Genomic DNA, 26,360 nt, shown 5'->3' on the forward strand with positions numbered 1-26,360 from the left:
CCGCAAATTTACGGGCCGGGCGCCGGGGTCGCCCCCCCCCTGGCGCGCCACTACATTTGGATTGTTTGGGCGGCCCCTGCCGAGCATGGCTCGGCACTACATTTGGAATGCTTGGGAGGCCCCTACTGAGCGTGGCTCGGCACTACAGGGCTTGTTTCGCCGCCGCTGCCGCCTGCCCGCGCAATTCAGGAATGGCCAGGCTTTCCCACAGGCTGCCGATGCGCAGGCTACCCAGCACCTGTACGCGCGACTCAATCACGCCATCAGCGTCGATCAAGCTGCCATCCGGCGCTGTATCCAGACCAATCCCGTGCGGGCCGGCGCGGCCCACGCCACTGCCCAGCAACTGCTGCAGCAGCGGATTGCGCATCGCCTGGGCGCGCATTTCCACGCCGGTGGCATTGACCACGCATTGCACTTCCAACTGCAGCGGCTGACGCCAACGGTCCCGTGCGGTCAGACGTACGCAGGCGCCTTCGGCAACGGCAGTTTCCAGGCGACCACGATGCAACAACAGGCGACCAGCTTTCTGCAGCTCCAGCAGCTGCGCATGCAACGGCGCGGCGATGCGGTGGCGATGCACATCCCAGTAGCGCACCACATGGCGCAGGAAACGCCGCTGGTCGTCGAATGAGAGGGTTTGCCACAGCCGTTGACCCAGCGGACGGATACGCTCCATCACGCTCTGCCACGGAATATCACGCGTTGCCGCTTCGGCCGCGTGACATCGCAGTGCATGCATGCGCTGGCGCAGATTCATCGCCAGCAAAGGCTCGGGATCGTAGTCGGCCGCGGCGCCCTTGGCATGCGGCAACGGCAGCAATGCATGCCGCGACATCACATGGATGCGGCCGCGATGACCATTGGCCTGCAGCGTTGCCACGCTGTCGGCCATGCTCAGGCCCGAACCGATGATCGCCACGTCGGCGTTGTCCGCAATGCCGTCGAGTGCCGGGTAATCCCAGGCCTCCACGCGCTTGCCTTCGGCCAGGCCGCTTGCCCCGCGCGCCGGCAACGGCCGCAACGCATTGCCCACCGCTAGAATCACCCGCCCAGCCTGCAGCGGTCGGCCAGAATCCAGGGTCAGCAATACGCCATCGTCATTGGGCTGCAGTGTCTGTACCCGCGCAGCATGAATTTCCAACTGCGCAGGGCTGGCGTCCACTGCCTGCTGCAGACGGTGGCGCAGGTAGTCGGCGTAATAGCGTCGCGACACGAACTGCCCGGCCAACTGTTCCCGTGACAGCGCAGGAAAGGCCTGCACTTCGCACAAGTAGTCGAGGAAATCCTCGGGTTGTTCAGGAAAGCCACTCATCTTGGCGGTCGGCACGTTCAGCACGTGCTCCTCGCGGGTGGTGGCATAGGCCACGCCTCGGGCCAGCGGCAGGTTCGGTTCGATCACCAGCAGCCGCAGCGGCTGGCTTGCGCCACGCAGTACACCGATGGCGGCGAGTACGCCGGCGGCGCCACCACCAATGATGGCCAGATCACACAATGCAGGGGTATCTATAACACTCATCTGCCCGATTGTAGGCGATGCGGTACCCCCGCCTGATGTTGCCCGGGCATGTATTCATGCTTGCAGGGCGGGAACTTTTTCACAGACCTGAAACACAAAACCCGCCTTTCGGCGGGTTCTGCTTGGAACAGCAGCTCAAACAATCCCAGGGGATTACTTGATCTTGCCTTCCTTGTACATCACGTGCTTACGAACAACCGGATCGTACTTGAGGAATTCCATCTTCCCCGGGGTGTTCTTCTTGTTCTTGTCGGTCGTATAGAAGTGGCCGGTACCGGCCGAGGAAATCATACGGACCTTATCGCGCTTGCCTGCCATGATCGTCTACTCCTCAGACCTTTTCGCCGCGCGCACGCAGCTCAGCCAGAACGGAATCGATACCGTTCTTGTCGATGGTGCGCAGTGCATGCGCGGAAACACGAAGCTTGATCCAGCGGTTCTCGCTGGCAACCCAGAAACGACGCTCGTGCAGGTTGGGCAGGAAACGACGACGGGTCTTGTTGTTGGCGTGCGAGACGTTGTTACCCGTCTGCACTCCCTTGCCGGAAACTTGGCATACGCGGGACATTGCGCACCTCGGTAATGTTGATGACTTCCTTAGCCAGGAAGACGGCGGCCCCGGCGGTTACCCGCCACGCGTCATGGGAATCAAAGGGTTACGCTGACGAGGATGACCAGATGACGTGTTCCCGGCCACCGATCCGGAGAATTCCGGACACAGCGAGCCGCGTATTATGCCCAGACCCGACCTTGCTTGCAAATCCAAGCCGATGCGGGTGGCCTTTCGCCCATTCAGGCTGAACGGAGTTCCCGCCATGGCGGCTTATCAGCGAAAAGCTGCCCTCACCCCAACCCCCGCTCCGCGCCCCAGCCCTTGCGCTGACGCAAGGGCGTTCGATGGACAGCGAACCAGTGGTTCACAAGCCACCCCTCTCACCCCGTAGGCGGGAGAGGGGCTAAAGCGGTAGTGCCGAGCCATGCTCGGCAGGGGCCTCGCCAGCGAAAAGCTGCCCTCACCCCAACCCCTCTCCCGCAGGCGGGAGAGGGGCTTTAAGCGAAGCAAGAGCTTCAAGCCAAAGCCAAAGCCAAAGCCAAAAACAAAAACAAAAACAAAAACAAAACAAAAGCCAAAACCAAGACAGAAGCCAAAGCCAAGCAGGCGCTACTTCCCGTTCCGATGCAGCCAGCGGTACAGCACCGGCAATACCAGCAAAGTCAGCAGCGTGGAAGAGACGATGCCGCCGATCACCACCGTTGCCAGCGGCCGCTGCACCTCCGAACCGGCACCTACGTTGAAGGCCATCGGTACGAAACCCAGTGACGCGACCAGCGCGGTCATCAGCACCGGGCGCAAACGACCAAGTGCACCTTCGCGCACCGCCACATCCAGACTGCGACCCTGTTCGCGCAGGTGACGTATGAAGCTGATCATTACCAGGCCGTTGAGCACCGCCACACCGGACAGCGCGATGAAACCAACGCCGGCCGAGATCGACAAGGGAATGCCACGCATTGCCAGTGCCAACACACCACCGGTCAAGGCCAGCGGCACGCCACTGAACACGATGCTGGCATCGCGTGCCGAGCCGAAGGCCCAGAACAACAAGGCAAAGATCAGCAGCAAGGTCACCGGCACCACCACCGCCAGACGCTGGCTGGCCGAGATCAGCTGCTCAAAGCTGCCGCCGTATTCCACCCAGTAGCCGGCCGGCACCTTCACCTGCGCATCGACGGCCTGCTGCAACTCGCTGACGAAGCCACCGAGGTCGCGGTCACGTACGTTGGCGGTGATCACGATGCGGCGCTTGCCGTTGTCGCGGTTGATCTGGTTTGGACCTTCGCTGCTTTCGATGCTCGCCAACTCACGCAACGGAACCGTGCGCGCATCACCGCTGCGCCAACCACCCGCACGGCTGGATTCATCCGCACTGTCCTGTGCCAACGCAGGTTCCAGTGACACCGGCAGATCGGCCAGCGCCGCCGGGTCCTGGCGGATGTTTTCCGGCAGGCGCACGACAATGTCGAAGCGTCGATCACCTTCAAACAATTGCCCAGCAACGCGCCCGCCTACCGCGGTGGAAACGGTGGACTGCAGCTGGCCCGGATTGAGTCCATAACCCGCCAATGCCGCGCGGTTCGGCGTAACCGTGAGCAAGGGCAGACCACTGGTTTCCTCCAGGCGCACGTCGGCCGCACCCGGCACCTTGTTGGCCACTGCGACGATGCGCTGGCCAACCTGCGCCAGCGTTTCCATGTCATCGCCGAACAGCATCACCGCCACGTCGGCACGCACGCCCGAGATCAACTCGTTCATGCGCATCTGGATCGGCTGGGTGAACTCATAGTTGTTGCCCGGCAACTCCTCCACCGCTGCTTCCAGCTCGGCCAGCAGCTGTGCGCGCGGTTTGCGCGGGTCCGGCCACTGCTTGCGCGGCTTCATCATGATGAAGGTATCCGCGACCGAGGGCGGCATCGGATCGGAGGCGACTTCCGGCGTGCCGATCTTGGAGAACACCTTCTCCACTTCCGGCAACTGCTGCAGGCGCGCTTCCACCTGCTTCTGCATGTTCACCGACTGGGTGAGGCTGGTGCCGGGAATACGCATCGCATGCATGGCGACGTCGCCTTCGTCGAGGTTGGGCACGAACTCGCTGCCCAGCCGCGTTGCCAACAAGCCACAACCAATCACCAGCACCAAGGCACCGACAACCACCAGACGCCCGCGTCGCATCACCCAGGCCAACAGAGGCTCGTAACGGGCGCGCAACCACGCCATCAGCCGGTTTTCCTTTTCCTCCACACGACCACCGAGGAACATCGCGATTGCCGCAGGAACGAAGGTCAACGACAACAACATCGCGCCGCTCAACGCCAGCACCACGGTGATCGCCATCGGGTGGAACATTTTTCCTTCGACACCGGTCAGCGCGAAGATCGGCAGGTAGACCGCGGTGATGATGCCCAGGCCGAACAGGCTCGGCCGAATCACTTCGGCGGTAGCGCTGGCGGTTTCGGCGAAGCGCTCCTCGCGGGTCATTGCCCGGCCCAGCGCGTGCGTGCGCTCGCCAAAGCGACGCAGGCAGTTCTCGATGATGATCACCGCACCATCAACGATCAGACCGAAGTCCAACGCACCAAGGCTCATCAGGTTGGCGGACACGCCGCCGCGTGCCATACCGGTCAGGGTGAACAGCATTGCCAGTGGAATCACCGCGGCAGTGATCAGCGCTGCACGGAAGTTGCCCAGCAACAGGAACAACACCACGATCACCAGCAACGCGCCTTCCAGCAGGTTCTTGGCGACGGTCTGGATGGTGCGATCAACCAGAGCGGTGCGGTCATAACTGGCGGTGACGGTGACACCTTCGGGCAGGCTGCGCTGCGCCTGTTCAAGCTTCGCCGCTGCCGCCTGCGCCACCTCGCGGCTGTTGGCACCGACCAGCATCACCACCGTTCCCATCACCACTTCGTGGCCATTCTGGGTGGCGGCACCGCTGCGTAGTTCCGGACCTTCTGCGACATCTGCAACGTCATGCACATGGATGGGCACGCCTTCGCGGCGGGCCAGCACGATGTTGCCGATTTCCTCCAGTCCCGCGACCTGCCCGGGCACACGCACCAGGAACTGTTGACCATTGCGCTCGATGTAGCCGGCACCGATGTTCTGGTTGTTGCCTTCCACGGCTTCGGCGACATCATCCAGGGTGAAGCCCAAAGCCCGCAGCTTGGCCGGATCCGGGGTGATGTGGATCTGCCGCTGGTAGCCACCAATCGTATTGACCTCGGTGACGCCGGGCACATTGCGCAGCTGTGGCCGCACCACCCAGTCCTGCAGCGTGCGCAGATCGGTGGCGGTGTATGGCGAACCATCGGGCTTGCGCGCCTTGGGATCGGCGTCGATGGTGTACATGAAGATCTCGCCCAGACCGGTGGCAATCGGCCCCAGCTGCGGGTCCAGGCCTTCCGGAAGCTGCGACTTCACCTGCTGCAGACGCTCGGCGACCTGTTGGCGGGCGAAGTACAGATCGGTGCCGTCCTTGAACACCACCGTCACCTGCGACAGGCCGTAGCGCGACAGCGAGCGCACCTGTTCGAGCTTCGGCAGACCCGCCATCACCGTTTCCACCGGATAGGTGATGCGTTGTTCCGTCTCCAGCGGCGAGTAGCCATCGGCGGCGGTGTTGATCTGCACCTGTACGTTGGTGATGTCCGGCGTGGCGTCGATGGACAGGCGGGTGAAGCTCCAGCTGCCGATCGCGATCAACGCGAAAGTAAGCACCATCATCATCCAGCGATGGGCGATGGCACTGCGGATGATGCGCTCAAGCATGGCGGCGCCCTCCGCGTTGGATGCAGCGACGATCAATGTTCATGCGCAGCCCCCGCCTTGCCGATATCGGCCTTGACCACATAGCTCTGCTCGACCACGACCTGCTCGCCAACGCGCAGGCCGTCCTTGACCTCGACCTTGCCCGCATCGCGTGCGCCCAACACCACCGGACGCGCGGTATAGGTATCGCCCTCACGCACGAACACCACCTCGCGGCCTTCCATGGTCTGCAGTGCGGAAAGCGGTACGACAACCGCGGCCGGCTGCATCGCCACCACGATGCGTGCCTTCACCGCCGCACCGGGCCGCCACAGCCCGTCGTCATTGCGCACGCTGGCACGGGCCACGGTGCTCTGGCTTGCAGTGGCGGTGCCTGGCAGCACGCGTTCCAGCGTGGTGCTCTGGCTGACGCCATCGGTCATGCGCGTCACCGTGACTGGCACGCCAGCGGTGATGTGCTGGGTGTCATTGCCGAAGATATGCAGGTCCACCCACAGCTCGGACAGGTCGCCGATCTCGAACAGCGGCGTGCCCTCGCCCGCCACCGCGCCCACCTGCGCCTGCCGCGACAGCACCACGCCACTGATTGGCGCGCTGATGCTGTAGGTGGTCAGACTGAGATTGCTGTCGATGCTGGCCAGGGTCTGCCCGGCACTGACACGGTCACCCACATTGGCCCGCAACGTACGCACCGGCCCCGGAAAGCGCGCCATCACCTGAGCGACGCGACCGTCTACCGGCGTCAACAAGCCCTGCACTTCGTGCTCATCGGCGATGGTGCCGGCCTGCACGGCAGCGCTGCGGATGCCGGCCTGCTCGGCCATTGCGGCCTTGATGGTGGTGCGGTCGGTTTCTGCCTCCTCGCCCTCTTCGTGGGCATGGTCGGCTGCTTCAGCACCTTTTTCTTCGTCATGGCCGTGACCTGCTTCTTCTGCTGCACCGGCACCGGCCTCAGGCGCCGGTTCAGCGCCACAGCCCACCAGCAGCAGACTCATTGCCAGCACACCGGCAGCTACAACATTTATCGGACGGCTCATCGTGCGTTCTCCACGGCAACGGTTGCATCGGTGGCCAGCATTCCCTGGCCGGTGAGGCGCTGGATCTCGATCAGCGCGGTCTGGGCGGCGATGGCCGCGTCCAGCTGGCGCTGCCGCGATTCAATGCGCATGGCCTGCAGCTGCGCCCATTCCATGTAGCTGGCGGCACCGGCGCGCCATGCCTGCTCGGCGGCGCGTTCAGCCTTCTGCAGTTGCGGCAGCACGTCAGCCTGCATGCGCTGTACTTCCAGACGCGCGGTGACATAGCGGCCGTGTGCTTCGGCAAGGGTGGCGTAGAGCTGTTGCTGGCGGGCCTGGCGCTGATAGGGAAGCAGGGCGAGATCCGCTTCCGCCTCACGGATTTCCGGAGCGGCGCGGCGGGCGCTACCCAGCGGGATGCTGAAGCCACCGACCAGCGACGTCGCGTTGTCGGCGCGGCTGTTGCGCACGCCTACCTGCCAGTTCCAATCCGGACGGCTGCGGGTGCGCACCAGTTGCAGCTGGGCCTCGCGGATGCGCTGCTCGCCGAGCAGCTCGGCCAATTCCGGTGCGCGTTGCAGGTCGTCATTGAGCAATGCGAAATCGCGCAGTGCCGGCAGTTGCAGCGCATCGCCACTCACCGCCTTGAAGTCAGGCGTACGCGCACCCCACAACGCGGCCAGCGACAGCCGCGCTGCGCTGGCTTCTTCGATGGCACGATCGCGATCCAGTTCCGCCTGCGCCAGCATCGCCTGCGCGGTGAACAACACCGACTCCGGCGAGGCACCCGCCTGCAGCCGCAGACGGGCGGCGGCGACGGCGCGGCGGCGCTGCTCGATATCGGTATTGGCGATCTGCAGCGCTGATTGCGCCTGCGCTACCGCGAGGTAGCGGCGTGCGGTTTCTGCCAGCAGATCGAGCCTGGCGGTGGCACGTTGCGGTGCCAGCGCATCGATATTGGCCTGGGCCAACATGCGGCGGGCATCAAGCTTGTCGCCGCGCTCCAGTACGCCGGACAGGCTGACCGTCGCTTCGGCGCCCTGCACGCCGCGGGTATCACCGCTGCCGAGCAGGTTCTCCAGTTCCACGCCCAGCTGCATAGGCGGACGCAGCAACGCGGCGTCACGGCGGGCTTCAAGTACGGGGCGCTGCGCATCGATCAGACGCAGCTCAGGGTGATCAAGGGCAACGCGGACGATGGCATCGTCCAGCGTCAACGGCACAGCAGGCACCGGCACCTGCGCATACGCGCGCGGCACCAGCGCAAAGGCGACAACAGCCGCCAGGCGCATCCACATGGGTTTCTCCAGATAGCAGGTTCAGACGTGAGGGCCGGCCAAGGGGCCGGAACATCAGACGGCTATCGGGGGGCGGAACAGACTCTCGGTCGGGTGCGTGAGCCGTTGCGTGCCAAGTATGGCGACGGCCTGCTGTGCAGGCGGTGATGCCACGATCCAGGCAGGAGTAACGGTGGGCAACACGCCACCGTGGCCGTGGCAGTCCACGCAATGCACCAGCGCGTGCAGCAGCGCATTGGCGCTGTCCTCGGCATCCGGGGCCATGGCCAGCTTGCTGTCGTCGTGCTCGTGCACGTCGGCACCGATGTCGGTATGCGCCAGCATGTGGATGTCGGTCAGTGCTGCGGCCAGCGAAGTGCCGAACACGCCAATGCCGACCAACGCCAGCATCAGCAGGCGTAGCAGGTGGAGACGGCGGTGGCGCAGGGCGTGCAGCATCGGCGCAGGTTAGCCGGTGCTTATGGAGTTACACAATCGCAGTGTGGTTGCAGTGGTTCAGCTGTGCGTTTTTGCCCCTCCCCTTTGGCGCAGCCAAGGGGGAGGTTGGGAGGGGGTGGCTTTGCTTGTGGCTTTCGCTTGTTGTTTTGGGTCACTGCGAAGAGCACCCCTTCCCAACCCTCCCCTGCGCGTTGCGCAAGGGAGGGAGCAGAGCACTCACTTCGCTGCTTTGCGCTCGGCGATGTAGGCCTGGATCTGCTGTTCCAGCACCGGCAGCGGTACCGAGCCCTGCTTGAGCACGGCGTCGTGGAAGCCCTTGATGTCGAATTTGTCGCCCAGTTCCTTCTCGGCCTGTGCGCGCAGCTTGACGATGGTGATCTCGCCCAGCTTGTAGCTCAGTGCCTGCGCCGGCCAGGAGATGTAGCGATCCACTTCGGTGGTGACTTCGTGCTCGCTCAGCGCGGTGTGGTCACGCAGGTAGGCGATCGCGCGGTCGCGGTCCCAGCCGTAGTGGTGCACGCCGGTGTCAATCACCAGACGGCAGGCACGCCACATCTCATAGGTCAGGCGGCCGAAGTCTTCGTACGGGGTCTGGTAGATGCCCATGTCGACGCCGAGCTTCTCGGTGTACAGGCCCCAACCTTCGCCATAGGCGGAGATATACGCAGTGCGGCGGAACTCGGGCTGGCCGGTCTGCTCGGCGGCGAGTGCGCCCTGCAGGGCGTGGCCGGGATCTGACTCGTGCAGGGTCAATGCCGGCAGGTTGTACAGCGGGCGCGCCGGCAGGTTGTAGGTATTGAGCCAGTAGGTACCCATGCCACCACGGCCAGCGGTCCAGAACGGAGCGATATCCGGCGGTACCGGCACGATGGTGAAGCGCGCACGCGGCAAGGTCATGAACTTGCCGATCACACCGTCCACGCGCTTGGATATCCACGCCGCACGCCACAGCAGTTCGTCCGGGGTCTTGGCGTAGAACTGCGGGTCGGTGCGCAGGAACTCGAGGAAGTCGGCGAAGCGGGTCTGCTCGCTCTTACCCTTGAAGCCGACCTTGTCGATGATGGCGTTCATTTCCTGCTGGATGCGATTCACCTCGGCCAGGCCCTGCGCATGGATCTGCTGCGGGCTCAGGTCCAGCGTGGTGTATTCGCGGATCTGCTGGCGGTAGAACTCCTTGCCGCCCGGCATTTTCTCGGCCGCCAGGGTGGTGCGCGACTGCGGCACGTATTCCTGCCGGTAGAAGGTCAGCAGCTTGCCGAAGGCCGGCACCACGCTGCCGCTGATGGCCTGCTTGGCATCGGCCTGCAACTTGGCCTGCTCGGCCGCCGGGATGCTGTTGGGCAGCTTCTTCAGTGGCTCGTACAACGGCGACTCGGTCGGGTCCTTCAGCTCGGCCACGGTCGAGATCGACACGTCGCGCCCTTCCAGCACCGCACGCGGCACGCTGAAACCACGGGCAAGGCCGGCGCGCATATTGACCATCTGCTGGTCGAAGTAGCGCGGCACATCGTTCAAGCGCGCGATGTAGTTGCGGTAGTCCTGCGCGGTCTTCATCTCACGACGCGCCATGAAACTCAGATTCGACCAGAACGAGGAATCCGAATTGAACGGCATCTCGTAGCTGCCCAGGCGCACTTCATCGGCCAGGCTTTCGACCTGGTAGCGGTAGATGGCGTAGTTGATCTGGTTTTCGGCCGAGAGCTTGCTCGGGTCGATGGCCTTGAGCTTGCCCAGCACCTCGTCCCATACCTTTAGCCGCGCCTGCTGTGCAGCGGCGCTGACATCAGGCAGGCGCGTGCTGTTGGCCGGGGCGTCGCTGTCTTCACTGGCTTCGCCGCCACCGGTCTGGCGCCAGGCCCATTCCTTCTCGTAGATGGCCTTGAACTGCTCATCCAGCGATTGGGTGGCCAGCGTGGCCGGGGCCGACGGTGCGGCGGCAAAGGCCGGGGTGGCGCTCAGGCCAAGGGTGAGCAGCAGCGCAACGGTCAACGGCGATTTCACGATCGGTATTCCCCAGGTGGTTCATTCACCCCGATCATCGCATTGAAGCTGGCGCCCGACCTAGACGGATTCGGGCAGCAATCCGCCGGATTTGGGCACAGTTGCCCGCTCAGTGGCCGGCCTTGTCGCGCTGCCAGCCGCGGTGCTTGATGTCCAACCGCAGGCTGTAGAGCGCGGTGAATGCCGGGAACAGGTTCTGCACCACGCCCACCGCATCCTGCTTGGAAGAGAACAGGAAGTAGCTCAGCGTCATCAGGCTGCCGAGTACGCTCATGTACCAGAACAGGCGCGGGATCACCGGCTTGCCGGCACGCCGCGAGGCCACGAACTGCACCAGCCAGCGGCCGCCGAACATCAACGCGCCGGTCAGGCCGATCAGCTTCCACGGCGACATGTGCACGCCGGTCCACTCCAGCCACACCAGCGGTTGGTTCATGAAATCCATGCTCAGACCTCTTCCACCGCGGTGCGCTTGGAACGGGTGATCAACCAGGCCACGCCGCGCAGGTCACGGATGCCGACCAGCGCGCGCCCGAGGTTGTTGTACTTGGACACGCCAGCGGTGCGATGGCGGTGGTTGACCGGCACGCTCACCGTCTTCCAGCCGGCACGCTGCATCAGCGCCGGCAGGTAGCGGTGCATATGGTCGAAGTACGGCAGGTCGAGGAAGGCCGCGCGCTCGAACAGTTTGATGCCGCAGCCAGTGTCCGGGGTGTCATCGCGCAGCATGCGCGCGCGGATGGCATTGGCCCACTTGCTGGCCCAGCGCTTGCTGCCCGAATCCTGGCGGTTGACGCGCCAGCCGGCGAACAGCCGTACCTGTGCTTCGGCGCCGTTGCGGGCTGCCAACAGCTTGGGAATATCGGCCGGGTCGTTCTGGCCGTCGCCATCGAGGGTGGCGATCCACGGCGCGCGTGCGGCCTTGACGCCGGTGCGCACTGCCGTGCTCTGCCCGCTCTGGCTGACGTGGTGCAGCACCCGCAGTTCCGGGTTGGTCGTTTTCAGCGCCTGCAGTACCTGCAGGCTGTCGTCCTTGGAGTTGTCGTCGACGTAGACGATCTCGAAATCAATCTGGCCGCGCAGCGCGGCGGTGATTTCATTGACCAGCGGGGTGACGTTGTCGCGTTCGTTGAAGACGGGAACAACCACTGAGAGGCTGGGCTGGTTCATTGCTGGTTCCGCAGGTTGTGCATTTGAAGAAAGGTCACGCATTTTCCAAAACTCAACTTAGCGGAAGGTGAGTCAGGCGCGCGACCCGAAGTAGGTACGGCACCACTCCACCACCGGTGGCAGGCCCAGTTCGATCGGCGTGTTCGGCGCGTAGCCGAAAACAGCCTGTGCGCGCGAGGTATCGGCCATGGTTTCCACCATGTCGCCCGGCTGCATCGGCTTGTAGACCTTGTGCGCCGGGTGCCCCGCGGCCGAGGCGATCACGTCGATGAAATGTTCCAGCTCCACCGGGGTGTGGTTGCCCAGGTTGAACACCTGGTGGGGTGTGGCCTGGGCGGAGGGATGCGACAGCGCCCCAAGGATACCTGCGACGATGTCAGAAACATGTGTGAAGTCGCGCCGCATGTGGCCGTTGTTGAACACATCTATGCTGCGCCCGGCCAGCACCGCACGCGAGAACAGCAGCGGCGCCATGTCCGGTCGGCCCCAAGGACCATATACCGTGAAAAAGCGCAGGCCGGTGGCCTTCAGGCCGTACAGCTGCGCATAGGTATAGGCCATCAATTCGTTGGCCGCCTTGGTGGCCGCGTACAGCGAGCGCGGCTGGTCCACGCGCTGGTCTTCGGAGAACGGCGGCGTGGCCGAGTTGCCATAGACCGAGCTGCTGGACGCATAGACCAGATGCTGCACACCGCGGTGCCGGCACAGCTCCAAGATGTTGACGAAGCCGACCAGGTTGCTTTCAACGTAGGCGTGCGGGTTTTCCAGCGAATAACGCACGCCGGCCTGCGCGGCCAGGTGGATCACCTGCGTCGGCTGGATTTCATCGAACAGCGCTGCCAGGCCGTCGCGGTCGGTGATGTCCAGCGCGCGCATATCCAGCTGCGGGCACAGGGCGGCCACGCGGTCACGCTTGAGCTGCGGATCGTAGTAATCGTTGTAGTTGTCCAGCCCGACCACGCGCTCGCCTTGGGCGGCCAATGCCTGGCAGGTGTAGGCGCCGATGAAACCAGCGGCACCGGTGACGAGTATGGTCATGCAGGAATTCCAGACAGGTGTTCGCGGGCCGGATTATGCCGGCCCGGCTCGATGACATCACCGATGTCGTTGTCACTCAGCAGGTCGATCAGCACATCGGCACCTTCACGCAGCTTCAAGGCCATTTCCTGCGGGTACAACGGCACCACCGACAGGAACTCGATGCTGGTGTCGTCATCGACCACCAGGGTGTCGAAATCTTCCGGTGCCGACAGCGCCAGCAGCAGGATCGCACCATCGAACTCCACGCCAGGCGCGTAGGGCTGGGCCGGATCGCCGTTGGGCACGGTATGGGTCAGGCCCAGCCAGGTGTTGTGCTTGTGCGGCAGCCGGGCCAGCATCTTGAGCAGGCGGATGGGCCAGTAATTGCGCTCGTCCTGCAGCTGGGCGTGATCCAGCGGCCAGTCGCCCGGCAGGGTCAGCATCAGTTCCAGGTAGGGCGAGACCCCGGCATCATCCGGCAGTTGCATCGGCAGATCGCTCATGCCGGAAGTCACCAGGCGCGTATTCGGGCAGTCCCCGCACGGCGGCACCACATGGATGTCCACCTGCACGGTGTCGGAGACGATTTCATGCAGCACGTTGGCTATCTGCCCGAGATGGTGCTCGATGTGCGCACTGATCGCCGCACCGTGCGAATGGCCGCGTGCGGGCTCGAAATCACTGGCCTGGCAATGGTCCAGGATGCGGCTGCCGCCCGGGCTCATTTCGTCACCTGTGTTGCTCATGCACTGCTCCGGTTGGCGGCCACGAGCATCGCCCCTGCCTCACCACAAGGTGAGCGGCGCGTCCTTGGCCAGGGTTTCCTTGCGTTCCTTGCTGTAGGCCCACCACGGCTGCGGCGCATCGCCACCCATGAAGCGCACCACCGACAGGAAGACGTCGATCACGCAGGGATCGTGCACCACGCCGGTCTTCAGGCATAGCTGCGCATACATATCGTAAGGATCACGCCCGCGCAGGTGCGCGGGAACCCGGATTCCGATCAGACGGAGATCCTTTTCACAGGCCGGCCCGACATTCGGCAGGTCGGTCAGACGCAATAGATGATTGCGGTCGACCTTGGTGGGGTTCATTGCCTTGCGTGCACCTCGTGGGGAATGAAGTACGTCAGCCGTTCTGGCGGACGCGCAGCCGCTCCAGCACGCCGTCCAGCGTGTCCAGATCGGTGTAGTGGATGACCAGCTTGCCCTTGCCGCCGCGGCCGTGGCTGATCGCCACTTTCGCGCCCAGCGATTCGGACAGCTCGGTTTCCAGCGATGCGATATCGGCCTGCGGCGCGCTCGGCGACGGCTTGGCCTTTCGTGCACCCGGTACCTTGCCGGCGGCGAACTGCTGCGCGCGGTGCTCGACTTCACGCACCGACCAGCCCTGCTCGGCGGCTTCTTCGGCCAGCTTGGTGGCCAGTTCCGGCGCCAGCGTCAGCAGCGCGCGGGCATGGCCCATTTCCAGGCGGCGGGTTTCCAGCAGCACGCGCACGCCAATCGGCAGATCGATCAGGCGCAGCAGGTTGGATACCGAGGCGCGGGAGCGGCCAACCGCCTGCGCGGCTTCGGCATGGGTCAGCGAGAACTCGCTGACCAGCCGCGCCAGCGCTTCGGCTTCTTCCAGCGGGTTGAGGTCTTCGCGCTGGATGTTCTCGATCAGCGCCATCGCGATGACGGTGCGGTCTTCCAGCTCGCGTACCACCACCGGCACTTCGTCCAGCCCGGCCAGGCGCGAAGCGCGCCAACGGCGTTCACCGGCGATGATTTCGTAGCTGCCGCCTTCGATCTGGCGCACCAGGATGGGCTGGATGATGCCCTGTGCCTTGATCGACTCGGCCAGCTCGGCCAGCTTGCCCTCGTCCATGTCGCGACGCGGCTGGTACTTGCCGGGTTGCAGCTGGTCGATGGGCAGCTTGCGCAGCACTTCGCCGGGTTGCGGCTCGGCGACGGCAGCGACGGTGACCGGGGTTACTGCGCCCTTCGGGCCCAGCAGGGCATCAAGACCACGGCCAAGACCGCGCTTTTTCGCTGCACTCATCAGACAGCCTCCACGGCCCGGGAGGGCTGCTTGCGTTCGTTGTTGCGGCGGATGATCTCGCCGGCCAGGCCCAGGTAGGCCACACCACCGCGCGAGGCGCGGTCGTAGCCGACGATACTCTGGCCATGGCTTGGCGCCTCGGCCAGGCGCACGTTGCGCGGCACGATGGTGCGGAACACGCGGTCGCCGAAGTACTCGGTGAGCTGCGCCGACACCGCATTGGCCAGGTTGTTGCGCACGTCGAACATGGTGCGCAGCACGCCTTCGATCTCCAGCGCCGGGTTGAGGTTGATCTTCAGCGCGTCGATGGTCTCGACCAGCGCGCTCAGGCCTTCCAGCGCGTAGTACTCGCACTGCATCGGCACGATCACCGAGTCGGCGGCGGCCAGCGCGTTCAGCGTCAGCAGCGACAGTGCCGGCGGGCAGTCGATCAGGATGTAATCGTATTGGTCGCGGATGGGCGCCAGCGCGCGCTTGAGGCGCTGCTCACGCTCGCCCTGGTCCATCAGCTGGATCTCGGCGGCGGTCAGGTCGATGTTGCCTGGCAGCAGGTCGAAGCCTTCCGGCGTGGTGACGCGCACTTCGGCGGCGGTGACCTCGCCCAGCAGCAGGTCACAGGTGGACGCAGCCACCTCACGCTTGTCCACGCCACTGCCCATGGTCGCGTTGCCCTGCGAGTCCAGGTCGACCAGCAGCACGCGCTTGGGCGCGGCGGCAAGGGAAGCAGCCAGATTGACAGCCGTCGTGGTCTTGCCGACGCCGCCTTTCTGGTTGGCGATGGCGATGATGCGAGCCATGCAGGAGAGCCTCGTTGGCGAAGTTGGACTGGTCATTATGGGGGTAGCAGCGCGCAGGCGGAAATCGGTTTCCGGGTAACGGGCGGCTTTGGGGCGGGAATGTGCCCTGATTTGCTGTGCTTTTGCCGTGCTTCGCCCCCTCCCTTTGGTCGAAGACCAAGGGGAGGGCTGGGGAGGGGTGGCTTTTGGCCTTGACCGGTAAAGCCCCTGCCGAGCATGGCTCGGCACTACGCTCCGCCCTTGCTCAAAGCCCCTCTCCCGTTCACGGGAGAGGGGTTGGGGTGAGGGCAGTTTTTAGCCTTGGCGGGTAAAGCCCCTTGCCGAGCATGGCTCGGCACTACCGCCTGCCCCCTCCCTTTGGTCGAAGACCAAGGGGAGGGTTGGGAGGGGTGCCGTTGCTTTGGCTCTCCAAATGACAGCCAAGCAAAGATCAAAAGCGCCCCCTTCCGCCCTACGGGCACCTTCCCCCGCAAGCGGAGGAAGGGATCCAGCGGCTCAGGTCCGCTCCACCACCACCAGATGTCGGTCACCAACCAGCCCCGGCACCTGCAGCGGGCGCACTTCCAGCACCTGCCAGCCGGCGGGCAGCTGGGCGATCTCTTCGTGCGGGTACACCCCCTTCATCGCCAGCAGCTGGCCACCGGGGCGCAGCAGATGACCGCCGACCTCGATGATCCCGGCCAGCGTATCCATGGCACGGGCGGTGAGATTGTCATAAGCACCCGGCTCGTCCAGCGCTTCGGCGCGGGATTCGGCGACTCGGGCATTGCCCAGACCAAGCTGGCGCACGGCCTCACGCATGAAGCGGGCCTTCTTGCCGTTGCTCTCGACCAGGGTCACCTGCAGCTGCGGGTGGGTGATCGCCAGCGGAATGCCCGGCAAGCCGGGGCCGGTGCCCAGATCGGCCAGGCTGCCGCTGCTCACATGCTCGGCCATGGCCAGCGAGTCGAGCAGATGGCGGGTCACCATTTCGCGCGGGTCGCGGATGGCGGTGAGATTGTAGGTGCGGTTCCAGCGCACCAGCAGGGTCAGGTAGGCCAGCAGGGGTTTAGCCAAGGCGGCGTCCAGACCCATGGCCTTCAAGCCGTGGTCGAGGTCGCTGGCGACTTCGCGCGGGAGAGTGGTGTCGTTCATGGCGGGGATTATCGCAGGAGTGGCTGCTTGAGCCCCCTCCCTTGCGCCAAAGGTGCAGGTAAGGGTTGGGGAGGGGTGCTTTGGATGTGGCTTTTGATCTGTCGCGCAGGGCAGGAGCAACGGCAACGGCTACCCCTCCCCAGCCCTCCCCTGCGCTGCGCGCAAGGGAGGGAGCAAAACCACCCCTCCCCGACCCTCCCCTTGGCTTCGTCAAAGGGAGGGAGCACGGCGCTACAGCGGGTACCACGCCAGCGCGGCGCGGAAATCCTCCGTCGCCTGCCACTCATGGAGATGCCAGCGGGCCGCATCACCCAGGCCCGGGTCGCACCACACCAGCTGCAGGGCCCCCGCCGCATCCGGCGCAAAGCGCAGCTTGTTCAGCCCGAACGAAATGCCATGCCCGTGTGCCTTCAGCAGCGCCTCCTTGGCACACCACACGCGGAAGAACCACTGCTCACAACCGCTGTCGTCCAGCGCATCCAGCCAGGCAATCTCCTCCGGGTGGAAGTAGCGGCGGATCACCTCTCGCATCTGTTTGCGCGGCCGCTGCCGTTCCAGATCCACGCCCAGGCGGGCGCCCTCGCCCAGCGCCACCAGCAGATGGCCACCGCTATGGCTCCAGCCGGTGCCGTAATGCGCCAGCTCACCGATCAACCATGGCCGGCTGCGCTCATCGCGGGTCAGCGGCAAGGCCTCGGGCGTGGTGTCGAAAACACCGGCCAGCAACTCGCGGGCCTGCGGCTCACCCCGGGTTCCTGGGGTATGCGGCAACAACCACACGGCGACCGGGCCAAACTGCCAATGGCTAGCCGTCGAGCTCATGCTGAACAGGTTCCTGCCCGGACAAACATAGTCTTAACGCCACTGCGCGTTGACTGTCGCCACCGCACCTTTCGGGGTGCTTCACGGCAGGGAGGTTCGCGCATGGGCATCATCATCTGGTTGATTATTGGTGGCGTCGTGGGTTGGCTGGCCAGCATCATCATGCGCCGCGATGCACAGCAGGGCATCATCCTGAACATCGTGGTGGGCATCATCGGCGCCATGATTGCCGGCTTCTTCTTCAGCAACGGCAGCATCAATGGCGCCATCACCTTCCGCTCTTTCCTGTTGTCACTGGTTGGCGCGGTGATACTGCTGGCCATCGTCAATCTGTTCACACGCAAGAGCCTGCGTTGACCGCTCTGGCGCCGATTCGACCAAGGCCCGGCTGGCAACAGCCGGGCCTTGTTGTTTCAGCCCTGTGCCAACTGCACCCAAGCCGGAGCGTGATCGCTGGGGCGTTCCCAGGTGCGCGGCTCACGGTCGATGCCGGAGGCGACAGCGCGCGCCTTGAGCGCATCGGAGACCAGGGTCAGATCGATGCGCAGACCGAGATTGCGGCGGAAACCCGCAGCGCGGTAATCCCACCAACTGAAGATGCCGGCTTCGTCATTGTGCAGGCGGAAGGCATCGTGCAAGCCCAGATCCAATAGCTTCTGCAGGCCGGCGCGTTCAGCGGTGGAAGTGAGGATATGGTCCTCATTCCACACGCTGGCATCGGGCACATCGCGCTCATCCGGGGCGATGTTGAAATCGCCCATCACCACCAGCTGCGGATGTTTCTGCAGTTCGGCGGCGACCCAGGCATGTACGGCCTCCAGCCAACGCAGCTTGTAGGCGTACTTGTCGGTGCCCACATCCTGGCCGTTGACCACATACAGATTGATGATGCGCACGCCATTGACGGTGCCGGCGATCACCCGCTTCTGCTCGTCCTCGAAGCCGGGAATGCCGATCTGCACGTCTTCGATCGGATGCCGCGACAGCAGCGCCACGCCGTTATAGGTCTTCTGCCCGGCGAACACGTTGCGGTAGCCCAGTTCCAGCAGCCGCGTATCGGGGAACTTGTGGTCCTCCAGCTTGGTTTCCTGGATGCCGACCACGTCGGGGGCAAAGTCGGCCAGCCACTGTTCCAGGTGCGGCAGGCGGACATTGAGCGAATTGACGTTCCACGAAGCGATTTTCATGGTGGGGATTCTAGCCGGGGCTGGGGACGTTGGTCCCTTCCAAGCTGAAAACCGCGGCAATCAGCCCCCTCCCTTGCGCCGAAGGCGCAGGGGAGGGTTGGGGAGGGGTGCTTTGGCTTTGGCTTTGGCTTTGGCTTTGGCTTTGGCTTTGCCCTCCCGCCGCTTCGACTTGCCTTCCCGCAGTTGAGGCAACGTCAAAAGCGCCCCCCTTCCGCCCTTCGGGCACCTTCCCCCACAAGGGGGGGAGGGAGACGTCCAACTTTTTGTTGCTTCACCCCACCCGCCAAACCCCGCAAACCACAACAAAACCTATCGGGTGAATGTCGGGGAATACACTTTTTCAGCGTTCCGATTCGCGCAGACTGCCACTCAAAGTGAGGGGAAGCCATGCGTAGCAAGCTGTTTGTGCCCGGCGCACGTCCGGAACTGTTCGACAAGGCCTTGGTCAGTGCGGCCGATGCCCTGTCCTTCGATCTGGAGGATTCCGTCCCCGAGGCTGGCAAACAGGCGGCGCGCGCGGCCATCGCCAGCTTCCTCGCCCGCGCCGACGTGCTTGCCAGCAACAAGCTGTTGATCGTGCGCACCAATGCCACCGACAGTCCGCACTTCGCCGCCGATCTGGCTGCGATGGCGGTGCCCGGCCTGTGGCTGCTCAATATCCCCAAGGTGGAATCGACCGCGCAGGTGCGGCAGGTGGTGGTTGCGCTGGAACGCGCCGAGGCCGCCAATGGCGTCACCCGCCCGATCGGCCTGCTGCTGAACATCGAAACCCCGCGCGGTCTGCGTCTGGCCGCCGAGCTGGCTGGCGCGCATCCGCGCGTGGCCGGTCTGCAGTTGGGTCTGGGCGATCTGTTCGCGCCCAATGGCATCGCCCGCACGCCGGCCAATGTGCATGCGGTGCTGTTCGCGGTGAAAATGGCCGCCACCGAAGCGGGCGTGTTCGCCTGTGACGGGGCTTGGCCGGATGTGGCCGATGCCGAGGGCTTCCGTACCGAGGCCATGCTCGCGCAGCAGTTGGGCTATATCGGCAAGAGCTGCATCCATCCGCGCCAGGTGGGCCAGGCCAATGTGATCTTCAGCGTGGCCGAGGCCGAGCTGGACGAAGCACGGCGCATCGTTGCCGCCGCGCAGGCGGCCAGCGATCTGGGCCGCGGTGCGTTCCTGTTCGAAGGACGCATGATCGATGTGCCCTACCTGCGCCGGGCCGAAGCCCTGCTTGTTGGCGCCAACCAGCCCTGATTTCCCTTTCCTCGGGGTGGTTGCGCCACCCTCCTTGTCTTCGTTCCGGGGTTCCACCCATGTCCAATCACGCAGCCTTCTCTCCCGCTGCCATGTTCAAGCGTTGCCACCTTGGCCTGCGCCTGCTGCTGACCATCACGCTGATGGCCTTGGCGGGTGTTGCCTCGGCCGACAGCCTGACCTCGGTGAGCCGCACGTCGTTGCCAGCACTGCCCGAAAGCCAACCGGTACAGCAATTGCTGGATATCGACGGTCGCCTGATGGCGGTGTCTGGCAAGCAGCTGTGGGCGCTGGGCAAGGACAGCAAGGCGTGGACGATGGTGGACAGCCGTGGGCTGGACCTTTCCGCCCTCCACGGCAGCACCGGCAACTGGCTGCTACTCGGTGACGCCAAGGGCAGCAGCGATCGCGTGGCACAGGTGCAGCTGAGCGGCAACGCATTGATCGCTTCTGCCGCCATCCCGCTGCCCGCGCCACTGCAACAGGCACAACTCACGCGGCTGGATGCTGCGTTGTACGTTGCCGGCACCGATGCCGCAGGCAACGGGCAGTTGTTGCGCAAGGCCACCAACGGCGCCAGCTGGCAGCCACAGACCATCTGGCCGGGTGCAGCCCCCGCAGTCGCACTGCAGGGCCAGAAGGGTGCTTTGTACGCCGTGGTCGGCGATGACCAGGCCCAGCAACTGTGGCGTTGGAACAGCGACAGGGGCTGGGCGCAGATGCCGGCCATCGCGGGCACGGTGCTGCGCGGCTCGCTGCGCACGCTCGGCCAGGCCCACCTGTTGATGCAGGTGCGGGACAGCACCGGGCAGACCAATGCGCGCACCTTCCACACCATCACCAGCGCCTGGATGACCCTGGCCGATACCCAGGCCGCCGCTCCCTCGACCATTGCCGGGATTGGCAATGGCTTGGCCTGGGCTGATGCCGACGGCAACCTGCAGCGCTTCGAGATGCAGGGCAGCAAGCACCTGCTGCGCTGGCTGGACTGGGCCGTGATCGTGGTCTACCTGGCCGCCATGCTGGGCATCGGTGCCTGGTTCTACTTCCAGGAGAAACACGGCAGCACTTCCGACTTCTTCGTCGGTGGCCGCAGCATTCCGTTCTGGGCGGCGGGCGTGAGCCTGTACGCGACGAACACAAGTTCAATCAGCTTCATCGCCATTCCGGCCAAGGCCTTTGAAACCAACTGGCAATACCTCACCAACAACCTGATTGCGGTAGTCGGCCTGATATTCGTCGCGATCTGGATCGTGCCGTTGCTGCGTCGGCTGGATTTGATGAGCGTGTTCTCCTATCTGGAAACCCGCTTCCACCCAGCCATCCGCATGCTCGCCAGCGCACTGTGCATCGTCATGCAGATCGGCAGCCGGATGAGCGTGATCCTGTTCCTGCCGGCCCTGGCCATCTCCACCATCACCGGCCTGGACGTGGTGTGGAGCATCATGATGATGGGCATCTTCACCATCATCTACACCACCATGGGCGGCATGAAGGCGGTCATCTGGACCGACTTCGTGCAGGTGTTCGTGATGTTCGGCGGCGCCATCTTCGCCATCGGCTACATCATCTACCAGATCAATGGCGGCGTACCGGAGTTCGTCGCCACGGCCATGGCCGAGAACAAGACGCAGCTGTTCGACTTCAGCTTCGACCTGACCAAAGCGACGGTCTGGGGCTTCATCTTCCTGGTGCTGTTCGACGTGGTGCTGACCTTCCCCAAGGACCAGGTGCTGATGCAGCGCGTGCTGTCGACCAAGTCCGACAAGGAGGCCGGCCGCTCGGTGTGGACCTTCGCGGCGATGATGATTCCCGGTGGCTTCATCTTCTATGGCATCGGCACCGCGCTGTGGGTCTACTACCGTGACAACCCGGAGCGGATGAACCCGCTGCTGCCGATCGATGCGACCTTCCCGTTGTTCATCGCCGCCGAACTGCCGCCAGGCGTCACTGGCCTGATCATCGCCGGCATCTTCGCCGCTGCCATGTCGACCCTGTCCAGCATCATCAACAGCGTCTCCACCCTGGCCTCGGTCGACTTCTACGAGAAGCTGAAGAAGAACCCGACGCCAAAGCAGAGCGTGCGCTTCGCCGAATGGATCGGCGTGCTGGTTGGCCTGATCGCCATCGGCATCGCACTGGTGATGAGCCGCTACGACATCCACTCGCTGTTCGATGTGTCCATCGAACTGGCCGGCCTGCTCGGCGGCGGCTTTGCCGGCGCCTACACGCTGGGCATGTTCACCCGCCGCGCCAACTCGCAAGGCGTGGCCATCGGCGTTGCCGGCAGCATCGCGCTAACCCTGCTGTGCTGGTCGATGGACCTGGTGCATCCATACTTCTACCTGGCCATCTCGATCTTCCTGTGCATCGTGATCGGCTATGTGGCCAGCCTGTTCTTCCCGGCACCGAACCGTTCGCTGAAGGGCCTGACCATCTACAAGCAGGACGCGGTGTGAAGGCGGGCCTGCGTGCCGCTGCGGCCTTGATCCGCGGCGGCGTGGCGCCAGATCCGGCAAAGACCATGACGTTGGTCGGATCGCGCCGCTACGCCCACTGGTGTAGTTTGGCGCGCAGCTGAGAGGTCTAATCGCGTGGAAACCCAGTTCCTCAATACCTTCGTCACCGTGGTCGACCGTGGCTCCATGGCCGCGGCGGCGCGCATGCTGCACATCACCCCGGCCGCCGTCGCCCAGCAGATCCGCACGCTGGAACGCGAGCTGGGCGCACCGTTGATCGCCCGCGCTGGCCGCACCGTCAGCGTCACCGAGGAAGGTGCACGCATCCTGCAGCGCGCGCGCGACCTGCTGCGTGACGTGGCTGATCTGCGCAGCGTCGCCAACGAAAGCGGCATGGCCGGCGAGCTGCGCTTGGGTGCCTGCCCTACCGCGCTGGGCGGGTTGGTGCCGGACATCCTGGCGCGCATGGTGGCCAAGTTCCCCGAGATCAACGTCTTCATCAAGCCCGGTTATTCGGCCGACCTGTACGGCGCGGTGGAATCGGGTGACCTGGATGCGGCGATGGTGCTGCAGGCGCCGTTCTCGCTGCCCAAGACCTGCGACTGGCAGCTGCTGCGTGAAGAGCCGCTGGTGGTACTGGCGCCGGCGCGCATGGCCGGTGCCGACCCGCACCAGCTGCTGCGCGAAGAGCCGCTGATCCGCTACGACCGCCACGAATGGGGCGGCCGGCAGGCAGACGAATACCTGCGCAAGGCCGGCATCGTGCCGCGCGAACGGTTCGAGCTGAATGCGCTCAACGCGATTGCGGTGATGGTCGATCGCGGTCTGGGCGTGTCGCTGGTGCCGGATTGGGCAAAGCCGTGGCCGGAAGGGATTTCGGTAGTGCGCATTCCCCTGCCCGAGCCCAGCGAGCCGCGCCGCATCGGCATGGTCTGGTCACGCTCCTCGGTGCGCCTGCGTCAGGTCAATGTGCTGCTGGATGAAGCGCGTACGGCGTTGTTGCAGCCTACCGACTGAGCGGGGTTCCGTAGTGGGGGGGGGGGCGGGGGGGCGCGGCGGCGCGGCCCGGGGGGGGTGGAGGGGTGGGGGTGGGCGGGCGGGGGGGGGGGGGCACCCGCCCTCGCGCGCTCGCCGCGCCCGCCCTCCCCCGCGGGCCCGGGCCCTGCGGGGGCCCCCCCCCCCCCGCCCCGCCCCCCGGCACTACAGGTGTTGGATTGCCTGGCAAGGCCTCTGCCGAGCATGGCTCGGCACTACAGGTGGGTTTCCCGGTAATGCCCCTGCAGGCGCCGTCACCCAATCGCAACAAACCCTAGGCTTTGAACATACACAGGTGCGCTTCTATCGCGCCGGGGCGCCGCCTAGGCTTCGCCCAACGTCGGAGTTGCGCCCGGTGCCCGCCTGGCCGGGGACCGAAACCAACAAACGGCAGGATCAAAGGGGCGCTAGTCCCCATCGCATTTTGGCTCTGCCGGCTCCCAGGCCGGTCGCGTCACACATTCAAACCTGGGGGAGAGAACAACATGATCAAGCCACTTTCGGCCGCCATCAGCGCCGTGCTGCTCGCCAGCGCGATGAGCCCGGCCTTTGCACAGGACGCTGGCGATGCCGCCACCACGCTGGACCAGGTGATCGTCACCGGTACCCGCACCCCGGTTGCCATCGACAAGGTTCCGGGTGCTGTCACCCTGATCAGCCCGGAGCAGGTGCAGCGCACCTTGAACCTGACCGAAGACGCCACCGCCGTTCTCGCGCGCATGGTGCCGGGCTATTCCGAATCCTCGCAGGCGATGAGCAACTCCGGTGAGACCCTGCGTGGTCGCGTCGCGCTGCGCCTGTTCGACGGCGTGCCGCAGGGCTCGCCACTGCGCGAAGGCAGCCGCAACGGCACCTTCACTGACATGGGCGTGATCGGCCGGATCGAAGTCATCAATGGCCCGTCCGCCGCTGAGGGCATCGGCGGCGCCGGTGGCGTGATCAACTACCTGTCCAAGAACCCGGATGTGGCTGGCCACGAAACCACCGTCACCACCCGTTACAGCAGCCAGTTCAAGGACGACAGCGCGCAGTCCAAGATCGGCGTCACCCACGCCTTCAAGGGCGAGGCGGTCGACTACCTGATCAGCGGCGCTTACATCGACCGTGGCATCTCCTACGACGGCAACGGCCGCCGCGTTGGCCTGAACACCTCCGGTTCGCTGTCCGATTCGTACAGCAAGAACCTGTTCATGAAGGGTGGCTACAACTTTGGCGAAGGCCAGATGCAGCGCATCCAGGCCAGCTACAGCAACTTCCACATCGGCGGCAAGCACAACTACATTCCAGTGGAAGGTTGCCGTGCCGGCGACCTCGGCTGCACCAAGCCGACCACCAACACCGCCGAGAAGGGCTCGATTGCCGGCTCGCTGGCCGAGTTCAACGATTTCGAACAGTTCGCGGTGAAGTACACCAATGCCGATTTCTTCGGCGGCGACCTGAGCGTTGATGCCTACTGGGCCGAGCAGGCCATGCGTTACGTGCCGGAAAACGGCGACGACCGCCAGCTGACCAAGCCGGCCCCGACCGATGATGCCCTGCGTATCTGGGACCAGTCGGAAATCAACAGCGAGAAGAAGGGCCTGCGCTTTGGCTACGCCTATGGCGAGCTGTTCAAGGTGGAAGGCCTGCGCCTGCGTGCCGGCCTGGACCTGGTGGAAGACACCGCCGAGCAGCGCCTGGCGTTGACCAACCGCCTGTGGGTGCCGCCGATGAAGTACACCAGCATCGCGCCGTATGCGCAGCTGAGCTGGGACATCGGTCCGGTGACCCTGGATGCCGGCATCCGCCGCGAAGACGGCCAGCTGGAAATCGACAGCTACACCACCGTTGCCTTCCGCGACCACACCCCGGTGCAGGGCGGCAAAATGGACTACAAGGCCAACATGCCCAACTTCGGTGCGATCTGGCGCATCACCGACCAGTGGTCGGTGTTCGCTTCGTACTCCGAAGGTTTCGGCATCGCCAACGTCGGCATCCCGCTGCGCAACATCCAGGCCAGCAGCCCGTGCAAGGCCGTGTCCTGCATCGCTGACCTGCAGCCGCTGATCACCGAGAACAAGGAAATCGGCTTCAACTGGCGTGGTGCACAAGGCCAGATTGGTGCATCCGTGTACCGTTCGACCTCGGACTTCGGCTCCACCCTGACCATCGACAAGGCCACCGACGACTTCATCCTGACCCGCGCACCGGTCGAGATCGAGGGCTTCGAGTTGAACAGCGCCTGGACCTTCAACGAGCAGTGGAAGGCCAGCTTCCTGTACTCGCGCATCCGTGGCCAGACCCAGTACTACCCGGGCTCGGGCCTGAAGAAGGAAATGGGCATCCTCGACATCTCGCCGGACAAGGTGAATGCCTCGGTGACCTGGACCCCGACCGATACCCTCAACGCAACCCTGGGTGTCAGCAAGACCTTCAGCCGCGACCTGCGTGAGACCTTCGTCAATCCGGCCAACAACGCGGTCTACAAGAACGAAGAGAACACCTATGGCTACGCGCTGTGGGACCTGAGCGTGAACTACGACATCGGCCGTTATGGCCAGCTGGCACTGGGCGTCGAGAACCTGTTCGACAAGCAGTACGTGCTGACCTGGTCGCAGCTGCCGGGCTGGCAGAACTACTTCTCCGGCCGTGGCCGGATGGTGTCGCTGACCCACACGTTCAAGTTCTGATAGCTGCAGTTTGAAGGCGGCGCCACAGGCAACTGTGGCGCCGTTTTTGTTTGCTGTTTGTTGTCTGTGGGAGCGGCCTAAGCCGCGAAGCAGAGGGTCCATAAGATTGCATCTATGGCCGCGTTTAAGCGAAGCCCGCATCGCGGCGGTACACCCCCCCCCAGCCCCGCGTGCCCGGGTAGG

Annotated in this window: 23 protein-coding genes; 5 read left to right on the forward strand and 18 right to left on the reverse strand. The window is 64.6% G+C overall.

The genetic code is table 11. The features are described 5' to 3' along the window. Nucleotides 1-142: 142 nt before the first annotated feature. The 17 genes from ACVOMF_RS15015 to ACVOMF_RS15095 all read right to left on the reverse strand — a co-directional run bounded on the left by ACVOMF_RS15015 (nt 143) and on the right by ACVOMF_RS15095 (nt 17,588). Nucleotides 143-1,519 carry an FAD/NAD(P)-binding protein gene (locus tag ACVOMF_RS15015; RefSeq protein WP_481509982.1) on the reverse strand — a complete coding sequence of 459 codons (1,377 nt, stop codon included), beginning with the start codon at nt 1,517-1,519 and terminating at the stop codon, nt 143-145. Between the two features lie 153 nt (nt 1,520-1,672). After that, nucleotides 1,673-1,840, reverse strand: a complete 168-nt coding sequence (rpmG, locus tag ACVOMF_RS15020) for a 50S ribosomal protein L33 (RefSeq protein ID WP_172675037.1) — start codon at nt 1,838-1,840, stop codon at nt 1,673-1,675. A gap of 10 nt (nt 1,841-1,850) precedes the next feature. Continuing rightward, nucleotides 1,851-2,087 (reverse strand): 50S ribosomal protein L28, encoded by a 237-nt coding sequence (rpmB, locus tag ACVOMF_RS15025; RefSeq protein ID WP_431595526.1) that lies wholly within the window; start codon nt 2,085-2,087, stop codon nt 1,851-1,853. Between the two features lie 594 nt (nt 2,088-2,681). Further along, nucleotides 2,682-5,849, reverse strand: a complete 3,168-nt coding sequence (locus tag ACVOMF_RS15030) for an efflux RND transporter permease subunit (RefSeq protein ID WP_481509983.1) — start codon at nt 5,847-5,849, stop codon at nt 2,682-2,684. Between the two features lie 32 nt (nt 5,850-5,881). Then, nucleotides 5,882-6,886: an efflux RND transporter periplasmic adaptor subunit gene (locus ACVOMF_RS15035; RefSeq protein WP_481509984.1), complete on the reverse strand. Its 1,005-nt coding sequence runs from the start codon at nt 6,884-6,886 to the stop codon at nt 5,882-5,884. Beyond that, nucleotides 6,883-8,163, reverse strand: a complete 1,281-nt coding sequence (locus ACVOMF_RS15040) for a TolC family protein (RefSeq protein WP_481509985.1) — start codon at nt 8,161-8,163, stop codon at nt 6,883-6,885. Before ACVOMF_RS15040 ends, ACVOMF_RS15035 begins: the two co-directional genes overlap by 4 nt. 54 nt (nt 8,164-8,217) lie before the next feature. After that, entirely contained in the window at nt 8,218-8,601 is a 384-nt protein-coding gene (locus ACVOMF_RS15045) for a hypothetical protein (RefSeq protein ID WP_481509986.1), read from the reverse strand. A gap of 216 nt (nt 8,602-8,817) precedes the next feature. Continuing rightward, nucleotides 8,818-10,602: a DUF885 domain-containing protein gene (locus ACVOMF_RS15050; RefSeq protein WP_481509987.1), complete on the reverse strand. Its 1,785-nt coding sequence runs from the start codon at nt 10,600-10,602 to the stop codon at nt 8,818-8,820. A 109-nt stretch (nt 10,603-10,711) separates the two neighbouring features. Further along, a complete protein-coding gene (locus ACVOMF_RS15055) occupies nt 10,712-11,047 on the reverse strand; it encodes a lipid-A-disaccharide synthase N-terminal domain-containing protein (RefSeq protein ID WP_405051638.1) in 336 nt (111 codons plus the stop codon). 2 nt (nt 11,048-11,049) lie between these two features. Further along, entirely contained in the window at nt 11,050-11,772 is a 723-nt protein-coding gene (locus ACVOMF_RS15060) for a glycosyltransferase family 2 protein (protein ID WP_481509988.1), read from the reverse strand. Nucleotides 11,773-11,844: 72 nt separating this feature from the next. Next, complete coding sequence (locus ACVOMF_RS15065) at nt 11,845-12,810, reverse strand: SDR family NAD(P)-dependent oxidoreductase (RefSeq protein ID WP_481509989.1); 966 nt, start codon at nt 12,808-12,810, stop codon at nt 11,845-11,847. Next, entirely contained in the window at nt 12,807-13,538 is a 732-nt protein-coding gene (locus ACVOMF_RS15070; protein WP_481509990.1) for a suppressor of fused domain protein, read from the reverse strand. The genes ACVOMF_RS15065 and ACVOMF_RS15070 overlap by 4 nt, the downstream gene beginning before the upstream one ends. Nucleotides 13,539-13,577: 39 nt before the next feature. Next, nucleotides 13,578-13,886: a helix-hairpin-helix domain-containing protein gene (locus tag ACVOMF_RS15075; protein ID WP_296250089.1), complete on the reverse strand. Its 309-nt coding sequence runs from the start codon at nt 13,884-13,886 to the stop codon at nt 13,578-13,580. Nucleotides 13,887-13,920: 34 nt separating this feature from the next. Continuing rightward, the gene (locus ACVOMF_RS15080; RefSeq protein ID WP_481509991.1) at nt 13,921-14,835 is read right to left on the reverse strand and encodes a ParB/RepB/Spo0J family partition protein; all 915 of its coding nucleotides are present in this window, start codon (nt 14,833-14,835) and stop codon (nt 13,921-13,923) included. Next, on the reverse strand, nt 14,835-15,632 hold the full coding sequence (locus ACVOMF_RS15085; protein ID WP_282270048.1) for a ParA family protein: 798 nt from the start codon (nt 15,630-15,632) through the stop codon (nt 14,835-14,837). Before ACVOMF_RS15085 ends, ACVOMF_RS15080 begins: the two co-directional genes overlap by 1 nt. Before the next feature lie 495 nt (nt 15,633-16,127). Then, nucleotides 16,128-16,766: a 16S rRNA (guanine(527)-N(7))-methyltransferase RsmG gene (gene rsmG / locus ACVOMF_RS15090; protein ID WP_481509992.1), complete on the reverse strand. Its 639-nt coding sequence runs from the start codon at nt 16,764-16,766 to the stop codon at nt 16,128-16,130. Between the two features lie 231 nt (nt 16,767-16,997). Further along, nucleotides 16,998-17,588, reverse strand: coding sequence for a 4'-phosphopantetheinyl transferase family protein (locus tag ACVOMF_RS15095; protein ID WP_481509993.1), 591 nt, complete (start codon nt 17,586-17,588; stop codon nt 16,998-17,000). A 102-nt stretch (nt 17,589-17,690) separates the two neighbouring features. On the opposite strand from ACVOMF_RS15095, the gene ACVOMF_RS15100 reads away from it, so the two are divergent. Further along, complete coding sequence (locus ACVOMF_RS15100) at nt 17,691-17,945, forward strand: GlsB/YeaQ/YmgE family stress response membrane protein (protein WP_481509994.1); 255 nt, start codon at nt 17,691-17,693, stop codon at nt 17,943-17,945. A 56-nt stretch (nt 17,946-18,001) separates the two neighbouring features. Here ACVOMF_RS15100 and xth read toward each other — a convergent pair whose 3' ends face one another. Then, a complete protein-coding gene (xth, locus tag ACVOMF_RS15105) occupies nt 18,002-18,775 on the reverse strand; it encodes an exodeoxyribonuclease III (RefSeq protein ID WP_481509995.1) in 774 nt (257 codons plus the stop codon). 387 nt (nt 18,776-19,162) lie between these two features. Here xth and ACVOMF_RS15110 point away from each other — a divergent pair, with 387 nt between their 5' ends. From ACVOMF_RS15110 to ACVOMF_RS15125, 4 genes are all read left to right on the forward strand, one after another. After that, nucleotides 19,163-20,014: an HpcH/HpaI aldolase/citrate lyase family protein gene (locus ACVOMF_RS15110; RefSeq protein WP_481509996.1), complete on the forward strand. Its 852-nt coding sequence runs from the start codon at nt 19,163-19,165 to the stop codon at nt 20,012-20,014. 59 nt (nt 20,015-20,073) lie between these two features. After that, a complete protein-coding gene (locus ACVOMF_RS15115; protein WP_481509997.1) occupies nt 20,074-22,473 on the forward strand; it encodes a sodium:solute symporter family protein in 2,400 nt (799 codons plus the stop codon). 135 nt (nt 22,474-22,608) lie between these two features. After that, the gene (locus tag ACVOMF_RS15120) at nt 22,609-23,490 is read left to right on the forward strand and encodes a LysR family transcriptional regulator (RefSeq protein ID WP_481509998.1); all 882 of its coding nucleotides are present in this window, start codon (nt 22,609-22,611) and stop codon (nt 23,488-23,490) included. Between the two features lie 503 nt (nt 23,491-23,993). After that, nucleotides 23,994-26,177 carry a TonB-dependent receptor gene (locus tag ACVOMF_RS15125; RefSeq protein WP_481509999.1) on the forward strand — a complete coding sequence of 728 codons (2,184 nt, stop codon included), beginning with the start codon at nt 23,994-23,996 and terminating at the stop codon, nt 26,175-26,177. Nucleotides 26,178-26,360 lie beyond the last annotated feature (183 nt).

It is taken from the genome of Stenotrophomonas sp. STEN022 (assembly GCF_056760155.1).

Bases quoted from the DNA above. Each gene is read 5' to 3' on its own strand.
- ACVOMF_RS15080 (WP_481509991.1), bottom strand. From the start codon at position 14,835: ATGAGTGCAGCGAAAAAGCGCGGTCTTGGCCGTGGTCTTGATGCCCTG.
- xth (WP_481509995.1), bottom strand. From the start codon at position 18,775: ATGAAAATCGCTTCGTGGAACGTCAATTCGCTCAATGTCCGCCTGCCG.
- ACVOMF_RS15100 (WP_481509994.1), top strand. From the start codon at position 17,691: ATGGGCATCATCATCTGGTTGATTATTGGTGGCGTCGTGGGTTGGCTG.
- ACVOMF_RS15115 (WP_481509997.1), top strand. From the start codon at position 20,074: ATGTCCAATCACGCAGCCTTCTCTCCCGCTGCCATGTTCAAGCGTTGC.
- ACVOMF_RS15095 (WP_481509993.1), bottom strand. From the start codon at position 17,588: ATGAGCTCGACGGCTAGCCATTGGCAGTTTGGCCCGGTCGCCGTGTGG.
- ACVOMF_RS15085 (WP_282270048.1), bottom strand. From the start codon at position 15,632: ATGGCTCGCATCATCGCCATCGCCAACCAGAAAGGCGGCGTCGGCAAG.
- rpmB (WP_431595526.1), bottom strand. From the start codon at position 2,087: ATGTCCCGCGTATGCCAAGTTTCCGGCAAGGGAGTGCAGACGGGTAAC.
- ACVOMF_RS15055 (WP_405051638.1), bottom strand. From the start codon at position 11,047: ATGGATTTCATGAACCAACCGCTGGTGTGGCTGGAGTGGACCGGCGTG.
- ACVOMF_RS15015 (WP_481509982.1), bottom strand. From the start codon at position 1,519: ATGAGTGTTATAGATACCCCTGCATTGTGTGATCTGGCCATCATTGGT.
- ACVOMF_RS15030 (WP_481509983.1), bottom strand. From the start codon at position 5,849: ATGCTTGAGCGCATCATCCGCAGTGCCATCGCCCATCGCTGGATGATG.
- ACVOMF_RS15065 (WP_481509989.1), bottom strand. From the start codon at position 12,810: ATGACCATACTCGTCACCGGTGCCGCTGGTTTCATCGGCGCCTACACC.
- ACVOMF_RS15045 (WP_481509986.1), bottom strand. From the start codon at position 8,601: ATGCTGCACGCCCTGCGCCACCGCCGTCTCCACCTGCTACGCCTGCTG.
- ACVOMF_RS15110 (WP_481509996.1), top strand. From the start codon at position 19,163: ATGCGTAGCAAGCTGTTTGTGCCCGGCGCACGTCCGGAACTGTTCGAC.
- ACVOMF_RS15060 (WP_481509988.1), bottom strand. From the start codon at position 11,772: ATGAACCAGCCCAGCCTCTCAGTGGTTGTTCCCGTCTTCAACGAACGC.
- ACVOMF_RS15040 (WP_481509985.1), bottom strand. From the start codon at position 8,163: ATGTGGATGCGCCTGGCGGCTGTTGTCGCCTTTGCGCTGGTGCCGCGC.
- ACVOMF_RS15075 (WP_296250089.1), bottom strand. From the start codon at position 13,886: ATGAACCCCACCAAGGTCGACCGCAATCATCTATTGCGTCTGACCGAC.
- ACVOMF_RS15035 (WP_481509984.1), bottom strand. From the start codon at position 6,886: ATGAGCCGTCCGATAAATGTTGTAGCTGCCGGTGTGCTGGCAATGAGT.
- ACVOMF_RS15070 (WP_481509990.1), bottom strand. From the start codon at position 13,538: ATGAGCAACACAGGTGACGAAATGAGCCCGGGCGGCAGCCGCATCCTG.
- rsmG (WP_481509992.1), bottom strand. From the start codon at position 16,766: ATGAACGACACCACTCTCCCGCGCGAAGTCGCCAGCGACCTCGACCAC.
- ACVOMF_RS15125 (WP_481509999.1), top strand. From the start codon at position 23,994: ATGATCAAGCCACTTTCGGCCGCCATCAGCGCCGTGCTGCTCGCCAGC.